This is a genomic window from Peribacillus sp. TH14, from assembly GCF_016651145.1.
GTDB classification, from domain to species: Bacteria; Bacillota; Bacilli; order Bacillales; family DSM-1321; genus Peribacillus; species Peribacillus butanolivorans.
This window is the reverse complement of the sequence record NZ_JAEKEK010000001.1, coordinates 3,203,608-3,224,204: the sequence shown is the minus strand read 5'-3', so window position 1 is coordinate 3,224,204 and position 20,597 is coordinate 3,203,608. Positions and strand designations below refer to the sequence as shown.

The 20,597-nt window shown below is 39.0% G+C and carries 19 protein-coding genes; 7 read left to right on the top strand and 12 right to left on the bottom strand.

Going from position 1 to position 20,597, the window contains the following annotated elements:
• Positions 1-167: 167 nt before the first annotated feature.
• Positions 168-1,331, top strand: coding sequence for an MFS transporter (locus JFU50_RS15630; protein WP_201223260.1), 1,164 nt, complete (start codon positions 168-170; stop codon positions 1,329-1,331).
• Positions 1,332-1,526: 195 nt separating this feature from the next.
• Here the strand turns inward: JFU50_RS15630 and JFU50_RS15625 are convergent, their stop codons facing one another.
• The 7 genes from JFU50_RS15625 to JFU50_RS15600 all read right to left on the bottom strand — a co-directional run bounded on the left by JFU50_RS15625 (position 1,527) and on the right by JFU50_RS15600 (position 6,505).
• Complete coding sequence (locus tag JFU50_RS15625) at positions 1,527-2,168, bottom strand: response regulator transcription factor (RefSeq protein ID WP_098175634.1); 642 nt, start codon at positions 2,166-2,168, stop codon at positions 1,527-1,529.
• Positions 2,161-3,207, bottom strand: a complete 1,047-nt coding sequence (locus JFU50_RS15620) for a sensor histidine kinase (protein WP_053347519.1) — start codon at positions 3,205-3,207, stop codon at positions 2,161-2,163. The genes JFU50_RS15625 and JFU50_RS15620 overlap by 8 nt, the downstream gene beginning before the upstream one ends.
• Positions 3,204-3,590, bottom strand: a complete 387-nt coding sequence (gene liaF / locus JFU50_RS30810; RefSeq protein ID WP_242489055.1) for a cell wall-active antibiotics response protein LiaF — start codon at positions 3,588-3,590, stop codon at positions 3,204-3,206. The genes JFU50_RS15620 and liaF overlap by 4 nt, the downstream gene beginning before the upstream one ends.
• A gap of 44 nt (positions 3,591-3,634) precedes the next feature.
• A complete protein-coding gene (locus tag JFU50_RS30805; RefSeq protein WP_242489054.1) occupies positions 3,635-3,949 on the bottom strand; it encodes a hypothetical protein in 315 nt (104 codons plus the stop codon).
• A 161-nt stretch (positions 3,950-4,110) separates the two neighbouring features.
• Positions 4,111-4,746 (bottom strand): PspA/IM30 family protein, encoded by a 636-nt coding sequence (locus JFU50_RS15610; protein WP_201223258.1) that lies wholly within the window; start codon positions 4,744-4,746, stop codon positions 4,111-4,113.
• Between the two features lie 19 nt (positions 4,747-4,765).
• On the bottom strand, positions 4,766-5,110 hold the full coding sequence (locus JFU50_RS15605) for a lmo0954 family membrane protein (protein WP_053347522.1): 345 nt from the start codon (positions 5,108-5,110) through the stop codon (positions 4,766-4,768).
• 780 nt (positions 5,111-5,890) lie between these two features.
• Positions 5,891-6,505, bottom strand: a complete 615-nt coding sequence (locus JFU50_RS15600; protein WP_098175631.1) for a TetR/AcrR family transcriptional regulator — start codon at positions 6,503-6,505, stop codon at positions 5,891-5,893.
• Positions 6,506-6,672: 167 nt separating this feature from the next.
• Here JFU50_RS15600 and kynU point away from each other — a divergent pair, with 167 nt between their 5' ends.
• The 5 genes from kynU to JFU50_RS15575 all read left to right on the top strand — a co-directional run bounded on the left by kynU (position 6,673) and on the right by JFU50_RS15575 (position 12,161).
• The gene (gene kynU / locus JFU50_RS15595) at positions 6,673-7,959 is read left to right on the top strand and encodes a kynureninase (RefSeq protein WP_201223256.1); all 1,287 of its coding nucleotides are present in this window, start codon (positions 6,673-6,675) and stop codon (positions 7,957-7,959) included.
• A 150-nt stretch (positions 7,960-8,109) separates the two neighbouring features.
• Entirely contained in the window at positions 8,110-9,531 is a 1,422-nt protein-coding gene (locus JFU50_RS15590; protein WP_201186451.1) for an amino acid permease, read from the top strand.
• Positions 9,532-9,606: 75 nt separating this feature from the next.
• Complete coding sequence (kynA, locus tag JFU50_RS15585; RefSeq protein WP_201188021.1) at positions 9,607-10,452, top strand: tryptophan 2,3-dioxygenase; 846 nt, start codon at positions 9,607-9,609, stop codon at positions 10,450-10,452.
• Between the two features lie 76 nt (positions 10,453-10,528).
• Complete coding sequence (kynB, locus tag JFU50_RS15580; RefSeq protein WP_201186452.1) at positions 10,529-11,155, top strand: arylformamidase; 627 nt, start codon at positions 10,529-10,531, stop codon at positions 11,153-11,155.
• A gap of 373 nt (positions 11,156-11,528) precedes the next feature.
• On the top strand, positions 11,529-12,161 hold the full coding sequence (locus JFU50_RS15575; protein ID WP_201223254.1) for a LysE family translocator: 633 nt from the start codon (positions 11,529-11,531) through the stop codon (positions 12,159-12,161).
• Between the two features lie 207 nt (positions 12,162-12,368).
• On the opposite strand, the gene JFU50_RS15570 is transcribed toward JFU50_RS15575, so the two are convergent.
• A complete protein-coding gene (locus JFU50_RS15570) occupies positions 12,369-13,220 on the bottom strand; it encodes an MBL fold metallo-hydrolase (protein WP_201186456.1) in 852 nt (283 codons plus the stop codon).
• Positions 13,221-13,673: 453 nt separating this feature from the next.
• Positions 13,674-15,107: a phospholipase D-like domain-containing protein gene (locus tag JFU50_RS15565; protein WP_201223252.1), complete on the bottom strand. Its 1,434-nt coding sequence runs from the start codon at positions 15,105-15,107 to the stop codon at positions 13,674-13,676.
• A gap of 268 nt (positions 15,108-15,375) precedes the next feature.
• Here JFU50_RS15565 and JFU50_RS15560 point away from each other — a divergent pair, with 268 nt between their 5' ends.
• Complete coding sequence (locus JFU50_RS15560) at positions 15,376-15,822, top strand: hypothetical protein (RefSeq protein WP_201223250.1); 447 nt, start codon at positions 15,376-15,378, stop codon at positions 15,820-15,822.
• A 98-nt stretch (positions 15,823-15,920) separates the two neighbouring features.
• Here JFU50_RS15560 and JFU50_RS31460 read toward each other — a convergent pair whose 3' ends face one another.
• From JFU50_RS31460 to JFU50_RS15550, 3 genes are all read right to left on the bottom strand, one after another.
• The gene (locus JFU50_RS31460) at positions 15,921-16,052 is read right to left on the bottom strand and encodes a hypothetical protein (RefSeq protein ID WP_274608350.1); all 132 of its coding nucleotides are present in this window, start codon (positions 16,050-16,052) and stop codon (positions 15,921-15,923) included.
• Positions 16,053-17,109: 1,057 nt separating this feature from the next.
• A complete protein-coding gene (locus tag JFU50_RS15555) occupies positions 17,110-17,808 on the bottom strand; it encodes a polysaccharide deacetylase family protein (RefSeq protein ID WP_201223248.1) in 699 nt (232 codons plus the stop codon).
• Positions 17,809-18,005: 197 nt separating this feature from the next.
• On the bottom strand, positions 18,006-20,597 hold the full coding sequence (locus JFU50_RS15550; protein ID WP_201223246.1) for a polynucleotide kinase-phosphatase: 2,592 nt from the start codon (positions 20,595-20,597) through the stop codon (positions 18,006-18,008).

Here is a 20,597-nt window from a genome sequence, read left to right as displayed (position 1 = left end):
TGAAAGGCATCTTACCCTCATGGGTCCAGAACCTCTCGAAACCAACTCTATCTGTCTATTTCCATCCATAAAAATAAAATCTATTTTTTCAAAAACTGTCATCAATGTTACAATAACAAAGTTGAAATTAAACCAATCTATAGAACACGTGAGGTATCATACTTTTTATGAAAGCACTACGATTATTAAAAAGTTTTAACTTTTTATATTTTGGACTGCTTGCCATTTTCATTCCGTTTCTCCCAGTCTATCTGGCTGATCAAGGTTTGCGTCCAGCCCAAATCGGATTCATCATTGGTACAGGAGGTTTTGTCACCCTCATTACCCAGCCTTTATGGGGAATGATCAGCGACAAAACGAGGACTATACGTAAAGTCCTGTTGTTACTTATCTTTTTCTCGAGCGTAATCGGATATTTTCTATATGACTCAAGCAGTTATCTTCAACTCATCCTGTTTGCCATGCTGCTATATTTCTTTCTGATGCCGATTGATCCCCTGACGGAAAGCCTCAACTTTACGATTGCGGAAAAATCTGGGATCAGTTATGGTTCCATCCGGACATATGGTGCATTGGGTTATGCGGTCATCTCGCTGATCACTGGCTATGTTATGTCATCTTTCGGAGCAAACAGCCTGGCCTTCCTTTTTGCCGTCATAGGTTTGATCAGTTTCATTGTCAGCTGGATGATGCCTGATGCACCCGTTTCAGGGAAACCTGTCACCTTAAAGAGCCTTAAGCATTTTTTCAGCAATAAAGAGACTCTTCTTTTCCTGTTATTGGTCTTTATCTGTGCTGTTCCAGCAAGGATGAATGATACTTTCCTCGGAGTATATATCCGTGAACTTGGAGGAAGTGCCAAGCTTGTAGGCTTGACCTGGTTCTTAGCAGCAGGAAGTGAAATTGTTGTTTTCGCCTTAAGCTTCTGGTGGTTGCGTAAAGGTAAGGAAATCATTATTATTTCGTTTGCAGCTGCGTTTTTCTTTATTCGTTACTTCGTCTCTGCCTGGATTACCGATCCACATCTATTAGCTTATTTGCAAGTCATGCAGCTATTGACTTTCCCGATCTTCTACTCTGCTGCCATTCAGTACCTGTATCGGATTGTTCCGGTGGAGTGGCGTGCCACAGGCCAGACCGTACTGGCGCTATTGTTCTTTGGAGTTTCGGGAATCATTGCTTCTTATATAGGCGGAGCAATATATGGGGCTTTCGGAGGCAAGACTCTTTACCTGTTCATCTCCTCCATCTCCTTTATAGGAATGGTATTTGCCTTGGTTCTTTATCGGATATATGGCAAGAGGCTCGATACTGCAGAGGAAGCTGTATAATCTGAAAACATAACTGTATAAAAAAGAGCATGTTTTGATTAAACTTAATCAAAACATGCTCTTTTTGCATTCCGTTAGCGAAATAAGGGGCAGCCGTTAACATTAGCATGGAGAAACAAATTAGGGAGTACTTGTTTTGTTCGTCTTGTCTATCATTTTTATAAATCCCTGAAAATTGAAGCCGGTTTTTCAATATCACTCTTCTTCTTGAACGAGCGAATGTTTAAATGCGTAAATCACTGCTTGGGTGCGGTCCTGCACCGCAAGCTTACTTAATATATTGCTAACATGTACTTTGGCTGTTTTCAGGGCTATGTATAGTTCATCCGCAATTTCCTGATTCGTTTTCCCTTGTGTCATCAACAATAAAATTTCCATTTCACGATTTGTCAATTGTTCATGAAGCTGGGTTTTCTGAGGGCGACGTAACTTTTCCATCATTTTCCCGGTCACTTCAGGTTCAAGTACACTTTGCCCTTGAAAGGTGGAACGGACGGCTCTCGCAATCTCGCTCGCCTTTGATGTTTTCAACATATAGCTTGTCGCCCCGGCTTCCAATGCCGGATACACTTTTTCGTCATCTAGGAAGCTTGTCACAATGATGATTTTTGCTTCAGGCCATTTTTCAATAATTCGCTTAGTCGCTTCTATGCCGTCCATTTCTGGCATAACCAAATCCATCAAAATGATATCTGGACGCAACTCCATCGCTAGTTCAACAGCTTTCAAACCATTGTCCGCTTCACCAATCACTTCGATATCTGCCTGTGCGGATAAATAGGCAGATACCCCTATTCTTACCATTTCATGATCATCGACAAATAATACTTTAATCATCATGATCACCTCCTGTATTTAATAATGGGATTTTCACTTCAAGTTGTGTTCCTTTATTCGGAACACTTACCAGTTTCATCGTTCCGCCTAATTCAACAGCCCGTTCATGCATGTTTTGCAGACCATATGATCCGGTTTTCGACTCCTCGACGTTAAAGCCGATGCCATCATCCGTAATCCGTAAAATGATCAACTCATCACGAACGATCAATAGCACTTCAAGCGAGCTCGCTTTTGCATGTCTTAGTGTATTGGAAATCGATTCTTGTAAAATCCGAAACAGATGGTCCTCAATCCCCTTATCCAGAGTAACGGGCTCCATCTTCCAATTTATATCCATCGTCACTTTTTGGGCCAATTCCTCGAGGAGCTCCTTCATTCCTTCCTGCAATGATTTTCCCTTTAACGCAACGGGTCTCAGGTGCAGCAATAAAGCCCTCATCTCGAGCTGAGATTGATGGATCATCTCTTCCACTACCTTGAATTGTTTCATTTCCGTTTTTTCCATATTAGATTGTGACTCTGTAATGGCCGACATGAACATCGAAGCGGCAAACAATTGCTGGCTCACTGAATCATGCAGTTCCCGCGCCAAACGGTTTCGTTCCTGTGAAACAATTTCCTGGATCTGTTTCTCCTGATCAATGGCCTTTTCATTCGCCATTTTTTGAGATAATTTTGTCTGCTCATTGATATGCTTTTGGATCTGATTCATCCGTTCAACCATTTTAGCCATCTCTTGGACTGGATACATTTCCTGCTGCGAAGGTAAGCGGCCTTGTTCAAGTAAATAAAGCCCTTCATCCATCCTTTGCAGCTGCCTCTTCCAAAACATCCCTGAAACGACTCCATAGATCAGCCCTACCGTAATGACCAGACTTGGCAGGAATATGACGAAGGGTAACCCCATGACCACTTTATCCCACAATAATCTCCAGTCAGATAAAGGAAAAACAAAGAAAACCGCTGCCGGCAAGGCAAGGGAAAGGACGAAAGAAACACAAAGGGCACTCAATATCTGACGTGTCAGTATACTCATACCCGCTTCACCTCTAAATCCCCAACTAAGATAGAAGTGATGATATGAACCTTTTGATCCGTTTCATTGAACCCTTCCGTTTGATAGGAATAGATTTGATTAAATACCCTGGATTCAGGCTTATTTTCAAAAATCCGTGCTCTACCTGCAATGACCGAATGATGGACTCTGATTTCAATACCATACGGTACTAGAATTGTGATATTACCAACTATATTTCTGATGGAAATGACAGCGTCGTCTTTCGGTAAAATCGTCCGGCTTAAATCAATAACTGTATCACCGACCCCACCCTGAACATTTACGGAATTCCATTCATATACATGTTCGGACGTTTGTTGATGACCGAACAACCTATTTTGAAATAGATAATTGGTTTTCAATAATCGCTCTTTATTGATCCGCTCTTCGTCAAACCCCTCATTGATTAAAACGGGATTGATCCAATCAGGATTTTTTTCGATTGATAATAAAGAAGTAATAGATAAATAAGAATTGCTATTAGGAAAAATCTAAAGACGAACATATTCAGGACAGTAATAATAAGAGATATTATTCCTATAAAAAAAAGGATTTTCCCGATTGTCCGTTTTGAAAATTTCCTTCCTAAATAGATAAGTCCAATTGAAAATGCTAGGGAAAAAAGGAGACCTCCACCCTTAAATGAAATCTCTAAAATAAGCAGGACGATTCCGATGAGAAAGATCCAGCCCATATAATCCGTTTTCATTTTGTTCAACATCGGTTCGCCTCCTCTGTAAATTGTCATGATATTCTTAAAAGGCACAGGAACCCGTGCCTTTTAAGAATACCATGAATATATCACGTTCTAACAGACTGTTTTCCCCCACCTTCGATTCCAAGCAGTTGGGGGATAACAGCAAAGCTTTAATAAAAAATCGACTAAGCTTCTTTCTGTTCCATTTCCTTTTCAAGCTGGACAATCCTGGCATCGATAGTATGTCGATTATAATCTGAATGGACTTGATTCTCAATACGATCGATATATTGCTCCATTTCATCAAACTTCGCTATCGGTTTGGCATCGGAGCTACCAGCATTCAAAACCCGATTGATCCGGTGGTTTGCCCGGGCAATATTCTCCCTGCCCATCAGTTCCATTCTCTTAAGATGCATATCCTTGAGCTTATGCTTCATTTCTTCATATTTCCGCTCCAGTTCATCTAACTGAACTTCTGCACTTTTTTGCGCTTCCTTCAAACTTAGCACCCGATCTTCATAGTGCAGGTTTTCCTTTAAGGCGAATTCCATTAAATCAATTTCTCCAGCCTGCTTAGCAATTTCAGCCTGATGTTTACGCTTTTCGGCTAGATTTTGCGCTTGACTATATTCACGAGTAAACTCTTCTTTCAGTAGATATTGACGTTCAACCAGCTTTCCGACCTTCTCTGCCTCCTGCTCACATTGACGCAGATATTGATTTAACATTCCAATTGGATTTTTTTGCTCCTTTTTATCCAACAAGTCGTGAAAATCCGCTGAAATCGTTTGTTTCATTCTTGAAAATAGATTACTCATTCCAATTCCATCCCTTCTCCTAGTTTTTATTTAACTCTTTCCACTCTCTTTCAAAATTCGAGAATGGGTCTGTTTCTTTCGATACAATTTCATCATTTTCATTCCATTTTTTATAGACGAGGTAAAGAACGTAAGCTGCTACTAGTCCTAATATCGCTGGGATATGAGAAACAGCAACTATTAGCACGATAAGGGAGATTGATCCCCAGGCAATTTTGGCTCCTGTCGATTCGGACTTCATGAACTGTTTGAATCCAAAATATAGAATAGCCAAGCAAATCGCCAAGCTGATTAATGGACCCACATTCGCTAGCAAGATAAATAATGCGATCAGCCCTACAATAAATAAACCAAATTTCTTCATTGTTTTCGTCCTCCTTTCCTTGTTTCTATCTTATCTAGTTTTGCAAGTTCGTATAATGAGCCTTAGCTATATTTTTAAGTAAGACTTAAGGCGTAGTGGTACTAAGCCTCACACTAATGAGGGCGTTTTGTTCCTGAATTTGAGAGGTTTACTCGTGAGTTGGGTTGTTTTACTCGTGAGTTTGAGATGTTTACTCGTGAGTTGGGCGTTTTACTCGTAAATTTGGGAGGTTTACTCGTGAGTTTGGAGTTTTACTCATGAGTTGAGAGTTTTACTCGTGAGTTTGGCGTTTTACTCGTGAATTTGGGAGGTTTACTCGTGAATTTGGGAGGTTTACTCGTGAATTTGGCTGCTTTACTCGTGAATTTGGGAGGTTTACTCGTGAGTTTGGAGTTTTACTCATGAGTTGAGAGTTTTACTCGTGAGTTTGGCTGCTTTATTGAATTTGAGAGGTTTACTCGTGAGTTTGGCGTTTTACTCGTGAATTTGGGAGGTTTACTCGTGAGTTTAGCTGCTTTACTCGTGAGTTTGAGAGGTTTACTCGTGAGTTTGGCTGTTCTCGTGAATTCAGTCGTTTTACTCGTGAATTCAGCTGGTTTTGGTTATAAGTGGTTGTATAAGAAGTTTTCCGATAAGAGGTGTGTAGTGGGAAAGCCTTTAAAGTAGCTGTATAACCTTGATTAAATAAAATAAAATCTTCCGACTGTAAAACCGGAAGATTACTTGACATGCATGCTTTTAGTAAAATATATATTCATTGCTTATTGTCTAAAAATAAAGTTATAGATAAAGACCTTCGACGTAAACAGACGTGATGGTTTTAGCAATTTCTTCGACAGAACTCTGATGTTCGTTTCGGACAATTTCCCAAAGATACATTTCATTTGCGAAAAACCAACCTCTTGCAACAAGCTCATGGTTTAATTCAGCTCTTGCTAGCCCATTTTGCTGTGCATAGGCAACGTCCTTTGAAATTCGCTGTATAAACTTTACACGGATTGCCTTCCATTTATCAGAGATAACAGTTGAAATCCCAATAGCCTGCTCGAAAACTTGCATCATATTGCGTTCAGCCTCTGCCATTTTTAAAAAAGCATTAGCTTGTTTATTTATAATACGTTCTGCTTCGTCCTTCGATTTTGGAAAGAAAGAGGTCTCGGCAATTTCATAAAATTGCTCCATAACATTCTCCATTAATACAATTAAAAGATCCTCTTTTCCTTTAAAATGAACATAGGCCGTTCCATACCCGATGTTTGCCTTTTTGATCATTTGGGAAATAACCGCAGCTTGAAAACCTTCTTCAAGAAATATTTCCTTTGCAGCTTCTAATAACTTTTGACGTGTCATAATTGAGCGCAAATGTCGTTTATCCCCTACTTTACCATTATCCATTCCTATTCCTCCCCTTATCTTCTAGCATAAAGGATTTCAATAAAAATAAAAAACATTTGAATAATTTAATGTTTAAAATTTTCTGAATTAACTTATTGACATCGTGTCACATTCTTTGGTACGATTCTCCTAGAATTATAAGAAAAATAGAATAAGGGAGGATAATTATGCTTTCAAACGGCTTTCAACACACATTAGATTACGCAAAACAAATGGATAAAGAAGATACCCTTCGTTGTTATCGTGAAGAGTTTTATTTAAAGCCAAATTCGATCTATATGGATGGAAACTCATTGGGGCTTCTTTCGAAAAGAGCTGAACGTACTCTTTTGGAATCCTTAGAAGATTGGAAAGAACATGGGATTGATGGATGGACACAAGGGAATCACCCATGGTTTTTCATGGCAGAGAAATTGGGCGCGAAGATTGCCCAATTAGTGGGAGCTTCTCCTGAGGAAGTTATTGTAACAGGCTCGACAACTGTAAACCTGCATCAACTTGTAGCTACTTTTTATAAGCCTGAAGGAATGCGTACAAAAATTTTAGCAGATGAATTAACCTTTCCGACTGATATTTATGCTCTTCAAAGTCAGCTTCGTACACATGGAAACGATCCGGAAACCGATCTCATCCGCGTGAAAAGTCGGGATGGCCGATTTTTAGAAGAGGATGATATTATCGAAGCAATGACCGATGATATTGCTTTAATCATCTTGCCAACAGTACTGTACCGCAGCGGTCAAATATTGGACATGAAACGATTAACTGATGAAGCTCATAAAAGAGGAATATTAATTGGATTTGACGGATGTCATTCTATTGGAGCGATCCCGCATTCATTCAGTGAATGGGATGTTGACTTTGCATATTGGTGCAATTATAAACATTTAAATGGCGGTCCTGGCGGTGTTGGCGGCTTATATGTAAATCGAAAACATTTTGGAACGATGCCTGGATTGGCTGGATGGTTCGGGTCTAGAAAAGATAAACAATTCGATATGGAACATACATTAACACCAGCTGAATCAGCAGGCGCTTATCAAATTGGAACGCCACATGTATTAAGTTGTGCACCTTTGATTGGGTCTTTAGAAATGTTTATAGAAGCTGGTATAGAGAATATTAGGGAAAAATCTCTTAAAATTAATCAATATTTAATAGACTTAATCGAACTCGAGTTGAAAGACCTGGGGTTTTTCATTGGAACTCCTAGAGAAGACGTACGTCGCGGAGGTCATGTGAGCCTCGAGCATAAAGAAGCTGCACGCATTTGTAAGGCATTGAAAGAAAACGGTGTGATTCCGGATTTCCGAGCACCAAACATCATTCGTCTTGCTCCAGTTGCACTCTATACTTCCTATGCAGAAGTTTGGGAAGTTGTACAAATTCTCAAAAAAATCATGACAAAAAAACAATATGAAAAATTCAAGAATGAGCGTGAAGTGGTCGCATAACATGGAATTCCACCAGATGAGGCTCATCCCTCTAATGGTTAGTGTCGAATCAGTCGGTTATTATATTCGGTTAGCCTACGCTTAAAGAGGTGGAAACTCACTGCCTATTAGGGTAGGATAAAATCTTTTTGGATAAAAAGGGGATGAACTATGGAGAACAAAAATACTCAATTGAACTTTAAAGATGGGCCAGAGAAAGGGTTAAAACGTGATTTAGAAACAAATCAGCTTTCCATGATCGCGATGGGCTGTGCCATCGGGACAGGGCTATTCCTTGGCAGCGGGCTTGCAATTCAAGCGGCAGGGCCAAGTGTATTGCTCAGCTATGCACTCGGGGCGTTCATTGTTTTGCTGTTGATGGGCTGTTTAGCCGAAATGACGGTTGCCCATCCTACTTCCGGTTCTTTTGGAGCTATTGCTGAAAAGTACATGACTCCTATGGCAGGCTATCTTGTCCGCTATTCCTATTGGATTGGCAATGTTCTGGCAGTTGGGGTTGAAGTAAGTGCAGTCAGCGTGTATATGAATTATTGGTTTCCGACCGTGCCGGGAATCGTATGGATTTTGTTGTTTGCAGGTGTCCTGATTTATGTAAATGCTACCAGCGTGAATACATTCGCTACTTTTGAGTATTGGTTCTCCTTTATTAAAATAAGTGCCATTGTTGGTTTTATTCTCCTTGGAGCCTATGTACTATTCGGTTCATCCGAACAGCCACATATAGGGCCGGAAAACTTTGTGAATGAAGGAGGTTTTTTCCCATTTGGTTTAAAGGGAATGTGGATAGCCGTATTTATTTCTTTATTCAGCTTTCTTGGAACTGAAATGATAGCGGTTACATCAGGAGAAGCAAAAGATCCAGATGCAGCTGTTCCAAAAGCATTGAAAGCGACTGTCTTCCGTTTATCCACCTTCTATGTGTTGACAATTGGAATCATGTTGATGATCGTTCCGTGGAAAACGGCTGGGATCGAGGAGAGTCCATTCGTAAAAGTGATGGAAATCTTGAACATTCCAGGTGCATCCGGGATCATGAACTTTATTATTTTAACGGCTGCTTTATCTGCCATGAATGCTCAGCTCTATGCTTCAACTCGTATGATGTTTTCATTGGCGCGTGGAAAACATGCACCCAGCTTTTTAGGAAACCTAAACAAAAGGGGTGTTCCGGCAAAAGCACTTGCTGTCTCTACAACCGGGATTCTTATTGCTGCAGGCGTTCATGCGTTACTTCCTGGTTCCTCCTATGCATTCATGATGGGAATTTCCATGTTCGGTGCTATGTTCACATGGCTTATCATCTTCATTTCTCATTTGTTTTTCAGGGTGAAATGGGAGAAAACAGGCGGACGCAAATTACCGGTAAGGATGATCGGTTTTCCCTATTTAACGATACTAGGAGCCGTTCTTCTATTTAGCTTAATGATTACGACATGGTTTACAGATTTCAAAATTATGCTTCAATTCGGGATTCCTTGGTTACTATTTTTATCTGTCGCTTATTTTGTTTCGAAAAGAAGAAATAGTAATCATAATGTAGTGGAGGAATCTCTGGAAGAGAAGATAGAATAGAATGACGGAATAACTAGTATGGAGAAATCACAGTTTTTTGAATATGAAAAGTGAGGGGATTGCGGAATGAAGAATATGGATACCAATGAACAAACAATAACTGGTCTAGAGAAAGAAATTCAAACCGATTTTCAAAAATCGATGTCTTACGGAGATTATCTCCACCTTGATAAGATTTTAACTAGTCAACATAGATGTTCCGATCATCATGATGAAATGCTATTTATCGTTATCCATCAAGCGAGTGAATTATGGATGAAGCTCATTTTACATGAGTTGACAGCTGCTACTCAGTGTATACGCCAAAACAATTTGGAACCCTCGTTTAAAATGTTGTCACGCGTTTCGAGAATTCAGCAGCAACTGATTCAGTCATGGAGTGTCCTTTCAACTTTGACACCGGCTGAATACATGGAGTTTAGGGATAAACTAGGACAATCTTCTGGATTCCAATCTTATCAGAATCGTTTGATTGAATTTGCACTAGGTAACAAAAATGTTCATACGCTATCAGTCTATCAACATCAGACAGATCTATACGAGCAAATGCAGCAGGCTCTTCATAAGCCAAGTATTTATGACGCGGCGATTAATGCTCTTGTGGCCCGTGGACTACCTGTTGATCAAGAAGCTATTAATAGGGATTGGTCACAAAGATATGAACCAAATACCAGTGTAGAAGAAGCGTGGCTGACAGTTTACCGCGATGTCGAGCAATATTGGGACTTATATGAGTTGGCCGAGAAGTTAGTGGACATTGGCAATCAACAGCAATTATGGCGTTTTAATCATATGAGTACTGTGGAAAGAATTATTGGTCATAAACAAGGAACTGGTGGATCATCAGGTGTTACGTATTTAAAAAGAGCTCTAGACCAACACTTTTTCCCAGAACTATGGAGTCTAAGAACGAAGCTATAAGAAGAAATTAAGTAGGTTATTCTTTTTGAAAAAGCGGCAAAGAAAGCAATAGCCTGAAGAGATGGAGGTAAGATGCATGGGTACATGGATTGATATTTCACAACGTCTGGATGAAAATGTCGCAGTCTGGCCTGGAGATACACCTTTCTCATACAAGGTCAATTGGAGTAAAGAAGAGAGTGGATCTGTCAACGTAGGTCAAATCAATATGAGTATACACACTGGTACTCATATTGATGCACCTTTTCATTTTGATAATGATGGAAAAAGAGTGATTGAACTGGATCTCGATTTATATATTGGAAGTGCCCGAGTCATCCATTTACCAAACAAGACAAGCATAGGAGTCCATGAATTATCCAGTATAGATTTAGAAGGAGTGACCCGTCTGTTAATTCGCACAGATGCCTGGAAGGATCGTCGTGTGTTTCCACAAACTATTCCTCATATCCAACCAGAATTAGCGGCTTATCTTTCAGAACTCGGTGTTCGTCTTATTGGTCTTGATTTACCATCAGTAGATCCATTAGATAGTAAAGAACTGTCTGCCCATCATGAACTTGCTGAGCATGGAATTCACATTTTGGAGGGGCTTGTATTAGATGATGTGTTACCGGGGGATTATGAATTGGCAGCCCTCCCACTTCCATTAGTTGAAGCAGATGGAAGTCCGGTACGTGCGGTGTTGAAAAAATTACCCTAAAAAGAAATAGATTTTCACTAGGTTTAAATAAAAAAACAAGCCGAGTCACAAAAATGATTCGGCTTGTTTTTTATCTTTTTTAATTAAGCTGCCCATGGAGAATTGCTATTCATCCCCTACGTATAGAAAATTTCCCATAACATTTTTATCTCCTCCCTTAGTTCGGTAAAAAAAAATCAAAATCATAGATAGATTTCAGTCCATTCTTTATTTAAGAGGTTATTTTATGCTGTGTTTCATAGTTTTTTCACATGATCACAACTACTACTTACAGGAATTCGGCTTACTTATTTACCTCCCCAAACTACGTTCATTTATGTTAAATTAAATGTAACAATTTTTAGAATTTTCATCTTTGAATGGAGGTCCATAAATGGAAAACTTTTATTTGTTTGTGATTACGTGCATTCTTCTCATTATTCTACCTGGTCCAGATACAGCAATAACAACAAGGAATACCGTTACCGTTGGGACAACGGGAGGTTTCAAGACGATGTTTGGTACGTGTTGCGCACTTCTTATTCATACATCAGCTGCAGTGTTTGGCCTTTCAGCAATCATTGTAAAATCCGCTTTATTATTTTCTATTTTCAAATACGTCGGTGCCGTTTACTTGGTATATCTAGGCATCAAGACGTTATGGGGATTAAAAAACAAGGAAGTGGCAGCAACCACTGAAACGGCTGTCAAAAATAAGTATGAAAACCAGTCTTACTTTAAGCAAGGGTTCCTTACCAACCTGCTGAATCCTAAAGTGGCAGTTTTCTTCTTAACTTTCTTGCCACAGTTTGTTGACCATGGAACCAATACATTTTTACCGTTTCTTATAATGGGTTTAACGTATACCGTATTAACATTAGTGTGGTTTGTATTTTATATCTATTTATTGAATCAGATTAGTGCTTTTATGAAAAAGCCTAGAACACAAGCGATTTTTGAAGGACTAACGGGTGCGATACTGATAGGTTTTGGGATAAAACTAGCTCTAGAAAAAGCTCATAATTAGATGGATGTTTAAGCCCCTTCGTTGATAAAACGAAGGGGCTTTTATTGAAGGATAATTAGATGACTTAGAGATACACTGACTTCAAGTTCTCTATGAAATCTCCCATCTAATCATTACAAAAAGCAATCGGCCGTAACGTCGGACAAAAGCGATTGTCTGGCCCTTGGCATACTCAGCACCATATATAGCCGCTTTTAGTCCTCGTAATTATTCAGCATATCCGTTTACAAAAAAACCAACTGTTTCGAGTTCACTTTCGGTTAATTTCCGGTTTAGCTGCTTGGCCAATTCCTGCTCCATTAAATCACGATTTCCCTGATAGTTGACGACAAGCCTTGCACAATCTTTCATTAGCTTTAGCTCGGTCTCCATTTCCTGCTTCGTGCTGGGCTTTTCGTGATGGGAGAGTATATATGTATCGGCATCATAGGCTTCAATCTTCTTAATGAGCAGCAAAGCTTGTTCAGCCGTATAATTCCATTTTTCTGCATAAAGATTGGCATAAAGACAATCTCCTAGAAATAATGTTTTTTCCTCCGGAACATAAATGATACAAGAGTCTGCTGCATGATCACCGCCAACGTGTTCAATTACACAGGTTATATCGCCAAGATCAATGGTAATCGCTGTTTCAAAGATAATATCGGGCAACGGCAGGTCAATATTTCTCTTTGTCCCGAGTTCCAATTTGATTGCATCGGCACAAAATGGAATCTCAATCCCTGCTTCGACCCGTTGATCAAGATCGTGATCTTCCCATGAAAGCTGCTGCATATCCTTAATATTGTTGTAAGTTTTCTCCTGACAAATTACCGGTATTCTCACATTCTCCAGACCAAATACATGGTCCCAGTGGGAATGGGTAAGAACAAGAAAATTCCCGCTTATATTAGCCTGTAGTAATTCGTCCTGAAAAAGCTGTGCATGCTGGACAGAGTTACCGGCATCAATGATGATAGTTTTCTTAGCTCCAGAAACGGCGGCGAGAATGGGCCGATCAGTTTCTCCCACTGGAGTCAGGTAGACAATATGTTTCGATAGATGCTGTAAAGTTTGCATGTTTCTGTTCTCCTTAGGATAGTTTAATTATCTGACCAAAACATCAATCAGCTTGCTTAAGTATAGCAAAATTACACATCTGTTGATTAGCTAATTATCCCCATAAAAAATTTACCTATTCTGTTACGATGATAAGCGTTGAAATCATCCCCTTTAATTAGCAGGCACACCACCTTGTAACTTCCATGTTCTAAGCAACTTGATTTGTGGATTAAACTTCTGAATCAATTGTTCAATCTTTCTATCACATTCATTTTGACTCATAAATCTCCTCCTATACATATATTTTCAGAAACTCATTTTATAGCGTTAGCTTTATTTCTATCATTATAATAATTAAGGTTTCCAATATGTTGAATTTTACATAATTTTCTTTCGTTCCATCAAGCTTGGTATACTATTTCTCCAAACTAAAAGACAACAATCACTGGATTGCTGTCTTTTCGTCATCATTCAAACGAACCTTTTCCAATATACCGTTATTTTCGAAAGGGCATTTAAAAAGGTCGCTTTAAAGAAAGATTCTTCCTTTTTCTGATCTTCAGGTGGTTCTATATATCTTTTATTATCCGCGACGAGTGTACTATCTGAGATTTTCGACTCGATGGCCCCTATCAATTGCGCTGCAAATTCTTCACCATCGATTATCACTATCGATTCTGTATTTAAAAAGGCAGATCGCGAATCCAGATTGAAGGAACCAACTGCACTTAATCGCTGATCATAAACAGCCGATTTACCGTGCAATGAATAAAGCTTTGAATATTCATAAAGCCTTGCCCCTGTCTCAACGATACTATCCCTAAGTGCCAAGTAACTGGAAAAAGCTATCACATTCGGGGTTGATGTCACCGAGTTGGTAAGTATGGTCCAATCAGCTTTTGAATCCATATTCTTTGGTACATATTCCTTCATGGCATCCGCAGGAACAATATAGGGACTCTGGATAAGTACCGACTTATTGGCGTTCGCAGCAATATCCACTAGAGATCTCCACACAAAAGGGTGTTTATTGAAACGTTCGATTGGATTATGAATGAAGGACACTTTTTTAGTAGGTGTTGTAGACTTGCTCCAATCGATGGCCGGATTAACGAAATCGGCATTATTTTGATTAGCTTTACTGTATTGATTTAATAATGTATCTCTGACGCGTTTTCCTTTTTCCTTTTGCCTTTTCGAAAGGTCCGCAAAGACTTCGCTCGTATACGGATGAGTCCATAATTCATGTATATAGTCCTTCATTTCAACGATAACACTATCTTTCTCCTGTTCAGCATTGAAAATGAGTACATCCCGGTCATAGACATAATTCTTGGGCGGCGGATTGCTTGCTAAATACTTATCGGCGATATTCCTTCCTCCGATGATGCCTAACTTTCCATCTGCAGTGATTATCTTGTCATGGAGGCGGTTATGCCAGGTCCAGGGCTTAAATGGCTTAAAGGTTTCGTAGTACCTTAATTCAATGTTTTCATGTGATGCCAGTGCATAACGGACACTGCTTAATTGACCTCTGAGTCCATGAGAAATTCCATCCAGAAGGATTCTAACTTTGACACCCCGGTCAGCAGCTTCGAACAAGGCTCCAAGAATAAGTTCAGTAGATTTTCCTTTTCCAAAAGCGTAGTAGGCAATATCGATTGAATGCTGGGCTTCCTGGATCATTCGCATTCGGGCTAGTCCCGATTCATAACCATCTTCAAGAAGCAGGACACGATCCACGGTGGATTCCTTCTCCCCCATATATTCACTTATATGTTTAATCGGCCTATCTTCTTCTTTTTCCTTGAGGAAGTAGAAAAGGACCACTGCCGTCACCACTATATACAGGAAATATAATAGAAGAACGAGCAGAAATCCTTTAATCATCGTTTGTGCAGTCATAGCGCTCTCCCCCTTTACATTTTATTACTATTCGTAATAAGTACGGACTCTATTCAACATCTTCAAGCTTAAATAAATCCTCCTAAGAATAAACCCTCTGACTAGTTAGCCAGAGGGTTTATTTCATTTCGTATAGTGACCATTTACCTGTCTTAGGACCGAAAGCATGATCCTGGGTGGAACTTGGAACATTTATTTTTCTTTTAAATGTGACAGAGTCGTGAACATGAAAGCAGTTGCATAATATATATATAGAAGGAGGGATTTCATGCTTAAACGACCTGATAAGATAAGTATTTTCAATTATTGTTTTGCATTAGGTGTTTCCGAAGTGTTCTTTTTATCTAGCTTTTATCTTTCCATTCTAGACGTTTCATTATTTGCTTTAGCTTTACCATTTTCCGCTTTATTTCTATTAGTCTCCTTATACCTATTCCTTCGAACAAACAAAGCTGCAAAGACTTCACACAATCAAGAAGAACGAAGAAGTGAAATTTATGCTTTCTATCATCAATCTTTCGGGATCTTCACAATCATTTTTTTCGTTTTGCTCTTTGTTGCTTTAGCGTATATCCCCTTGCTGCAAAACGGAGGACATGTCTATATACTTTATTGTTTACCCATGGCGCTATTTTGTTTGATTCCTTCGATTACCTCGTACAAGGGAATGAAATTATACAAACTGGAATCTGACAAGAACTTAACAAAAATCTAATCTGGTTATACATGGCCCTAAAGTGGATCCTCTTGAAATCCGAAAGCTTTAGTGCTTTTTTTATTTCACTTCAGTCATTTTACCAAGCCTTCAAGTTCCTAGATACGGCTTGGATAACGGGCACCGGCGGCAAAGCCTTTCGTTTTCCGCAAGATCTGCTTTGAAATAACTTCAAGATTTAATGAAAATGAATTGAACTTCATGTCCGTTACAGTTAGGCCTAACTCCATTTGCCATGTTTTTTAGTTGAATGTATAGGTAAAATGAGGATATAATAAAGATAACTATCATATATAAAAAAAGACACTGGTAAAAACCAGCGTCTTAATGAACAGCAAACTGCATAAAGAGCAGCGGCTTTCTGTGGTAAGTCAGTAGCTACTCGATCAAGAAAGTAACCCTTTTCCTACATACATCTGGCCGGATGGTATGGAGGGGGTTACTTTTTTAATGTAACCGCGATTACTGCGACGATTAAAGAGGCGAATGAGATCATAAGCATCAAACCGTCCATTATAGAAATCACCAGCGACACCCCCTTTCTTAAAGGAGTCACCGCTGCCCACTATACCAAATTGCTGTCCATTTACTATTATATCTGTATTTACTTGTTATTTATAGAAAAATATAGATATATTTAATTTCAGTATGTTTTTTTAAAAATCCCACTAAAGAACAAATTTCACCTGATTTACCCCTTATTCTTCTACTACACGGCCATCTTTATAAAGTGTCTTTTTGTCGATGTCTTAATGTAACTAACCTGGTTCTTTCGTTACACAACAAAAAGGTTGCCGCGACAACCTCACTTATTGATGGATAGTACCTTCTTCTCCATTAAATCCTGGTTACTTATAACCTTTTAAAAAAAGAATAACAATAGTCAAAATTATTACCTAAGTAATAAAGGTCCGATGCCTGAACTATACACGAAGTATATAGTAATGTGGCGGAAAACGATCACAACAAGAAATAAGAGTAACAGGATACACAAAATAATGATTAGAGCGGCATTTTTATTCCGATACAAAGTAACCAGCCCCATTTTCAAATCTTTATTTATACTAAAGAATAGGAAAATCAAACCATAGTAGATATTAGTAATAATTAGAATAAACAATACAGATTCATTCCGTTAAGAAACAATATGCCACCCACATTTTGTACTATTCTGTGAATATTGAAATATAACTTGCCCAGAAACCATAATAAAAAGGTTGCCGCAGCAACCCTGATTTTTGAAGTGGTTCATTCAGGTGGTAAAAAATACACTATTAGCTATATAACTTAAAAACTCTGAAGCTCATTAACAGTTACAAATGTATATCCTTCGTTTGATAACAATTTTAATACACCTTCAATCGCTTGAAGTTCTTTACCCGTATCATCATACATGGGATGCATTAATATAATCGAACCTGGTTTAATATGATCCTTCACATAATTTACTTTGTCAGAAGCAGAATTGTAATAGCTATCTGGCTCAATATTCCAGGTTATAGTGTCCCTATCATTTTTATTTAAGTAATAAGGCAAGCCTACAAGTTTTTTTCCGTTGGGTGGTCGAACGTCAATTTCACCCTTATATCCGAAGTTTTGAATTAATTTATCCGTTTTCTCGATTTCCTCTTTGATATAGGAGGACGATTTAAAAACCATTCGCTTGTGAGAATAGGTATGATTTCCAATTTGATGTCCTGCTTCTACAATTTTTTTAGCTTCCTCTGGGTATCTTTCTATTTCGTTACCGATTAGGAAGAATGTAGCCTTTACATTGTATTTATCTAATAGTGGTAGAATCTGATTTACATTCTTCGATGGACCATCATCAAAAGTTAGAGCAACCACTTTTTGATTTGTCTCGACTTTTGCTGTTAACCCTCCGAATAATTGGTGTGTTCTAGAATTCATTAATTTATATGTACTAAATAATAGAATAAAAACTAACAGTATTCCGATTCCAATAAATATTAATTTCTTTTTCATAATTACAACCTTTCTTTCTAAAAGTTTTTTTAATTATTTATTATAACAAAAACCGTTCCCCCACTTAAACAGCTATTTTTAATATCTAACCTTCTTTAGTTCAAAAAGAAAAAGGTTGCCGCAGAGCAACCCCTCTTTTTAAACTCAAGTACTCCTTAAGTAACGAAGAACCTGAAAAACATACTTCCACTTACCTATCACAATCTGGGATCCACAGGATCCGATTCCATGGCCAATGTTCCTAGAACACATTCATGGACTCTCTCTATCGATTCACCTTTTACATATCTTTGAATGCCTTCGATTCCCAGCGAAAATTCTCTCAGCGCTAGTTTTTGCTTTTTGCCTGTATTCCTGCTTTTCAGCCGCTCAAGATTTTTCGGTAGCAAGTAGTCCATTCCATAAATAATGTTAAGGTACTTTCTTCCCCTTACTTTAATTGCGGGCTGCAATAGCTTGCCTTTATTTCTTGAAATGTAGAATTCCGGCTTGATTACAATGCCTTCATGGCCTTCGCTTGTGATATCCTGCCACCATTTAATGACATCTTCTTCACTTGCTTCACTCGTGATTAGTTTGTATTCCGTTTCTATAAATAAACTAGAACGGATTGCAAACTCCCTGTTCATCTCCATATGCCATGTATGTGGCTGATCAAAAAAGGTTTCATTGCTATGAGCAAGCACGTGGAATGGAGCGATTTGTATAGAATTTATATCTTCAATCTCCCAGCAATACTTTTGAAAGACTTCTTTAAAAGTATAGGCATTTTCAAGTTTTTGCTCATACTCTTCCAACCATCCTTTTAACTCCATATTCTCACGAGCTGCTTCCGCTATTTTTTCCTTCAGCATCGTTCGATCAAGAATCGCATTTTCAGAAACGTGGGCATATTGGCTGCTGATGAGCTCTTTTGCCTTCAGGTTCCAGGGCATGATTTCAGCGTCCAGGAGCACATAGTCCGTATCGTACTTTTCAAAATAGCCGCTTTCATGCAAATCTTGATTGATTTTCAAGACCAGTTCTTCCTCCGTCGCGACGTCAAAGAAACGTCTGCCCGTTCTGGTATAAATAACTCCCAAAGATTCGATACCTGTATGCTTCTTAGCGGCTTCAGTATCTTTAAATAGAAAAAGAATCGCCCGGCTCCCCATATGTTTCTTTTCAGCAATCATGGTTTGAATCCCATGGCTTCTGTAATAATCGATTGCCTCTTTGGGATGCTCTAAATAATTTTCCAAAGAGGAGGGACTTGGTGTTGGACTCATTGTAGGCGGGATATAGATTAATTGTTCAATCGGTATCGTGAAATGTGATACCGTATCAATCGCAGGCTTTACAATATCCTGATGAATTTTAATCTCACCCATTTTTTCTGTCAATACTGAATACCCATTGATGAACTTGCCAATATTCGGCGGATTCAAACGGTTTTTCTCCCATTCTCTTAGGGGATTGTCATCGGCTCCTGAAAAATCTTGACTCGCTTGTACCGAAATGAATTCTCCCTCCGGATAGCGTAAAGCTGTTAATGCTCCGCCAAAGACAACACCTTGATCGATGTTGATGGTATTGTTAATTAGCAGCGGTTGTGGCTTCGGATCATGTCCCCAGACAATCAGCGAGCTTTGCTTATGAGAAATATACCAATCTTTACGCACTGGCTTTCCTTTTTCATCAAATCCATTCGTATCACCGTAACGGCAGAAGTCACGAACAGCTTCAGACTGCTTTCCGATGAAAGCATCTTTGATTCCGGCATGAACACAAACTAAAGACTGTACATCATTCTTGGTAAATACATAATGGGAAGGAGCTTGAAGGAGGAATTCTTTAAGTGTCTGTTTCGTTTCCTCTGCTTTTTCGCTTCCAAACTCCTCTTCGTACGCTTTAAATTCTTCTTCCACTTTTTCATCGCCATGATTTAATGTTACGTCTCTTCCATCTAGCCATCTAGCAATTTTCCAGCCGTGATTGCTGTCAATCATATAGGCAACGTCCTTTTGAACATGTTCATAGAAAAAGAGCATCGTTTTAAGTGACTCTGGTCCTCTGCTCATGACATCCCCAATGGAAACAAACTTCCGACCTTCGGGGTGAAGATAGAGGCCTTCCTCATTTTTTTGATAGCCTAGTTTTTCAAGGACGAGGATCATTTCCTTATAGCAGCCATGAATATCCCCAATGATGTCGATCCCATTCTGGATGTCTTTTTCAATTGGATTTGTACGTCTGCTTACCTGAATATCTTCTGTTCCCTTTAACGTGTAAAGAGACGAATACCCTTCTTTTTTTAGGACGCGCTTTTCCCTTTTGAACGTCTGGTATTGCTGTTTAATACGTCTTTTTCCGCGTGGATGTTCTCTTTGTTCATCTCTGACAAGCAGATCCTCTTCAGGTATATCCAGAACAATCGATAGGATTGGGACATTATTTTTTTGAGCTAAAGAGATATATCTTTTCCGATCATCTGGGTGAAGATTGGTCGCATCAATAAAGGTTAATTTATTTAATCGGCATCTTGCTTCAATGACGGAATCCATCATGGAAAATGCTTCGCCTGAAATGGACTGGTATTCATCCATCAGATTGTCCGCTTCATCCTTTGGTCTGCCCCGCCAATCAATAAATTCAATATCACTCACCAATACCCGAAAGGCATCTGAACTAACGACCTCTGAAGGCAGAATCTCTTCTTTTTCAATCATGCTTTTTAACCATGTTGACTTACCGCTATTGGATGGTCCAATCAGCAAGACAATTCCTGCATGGGGCAATACGATTTGCAT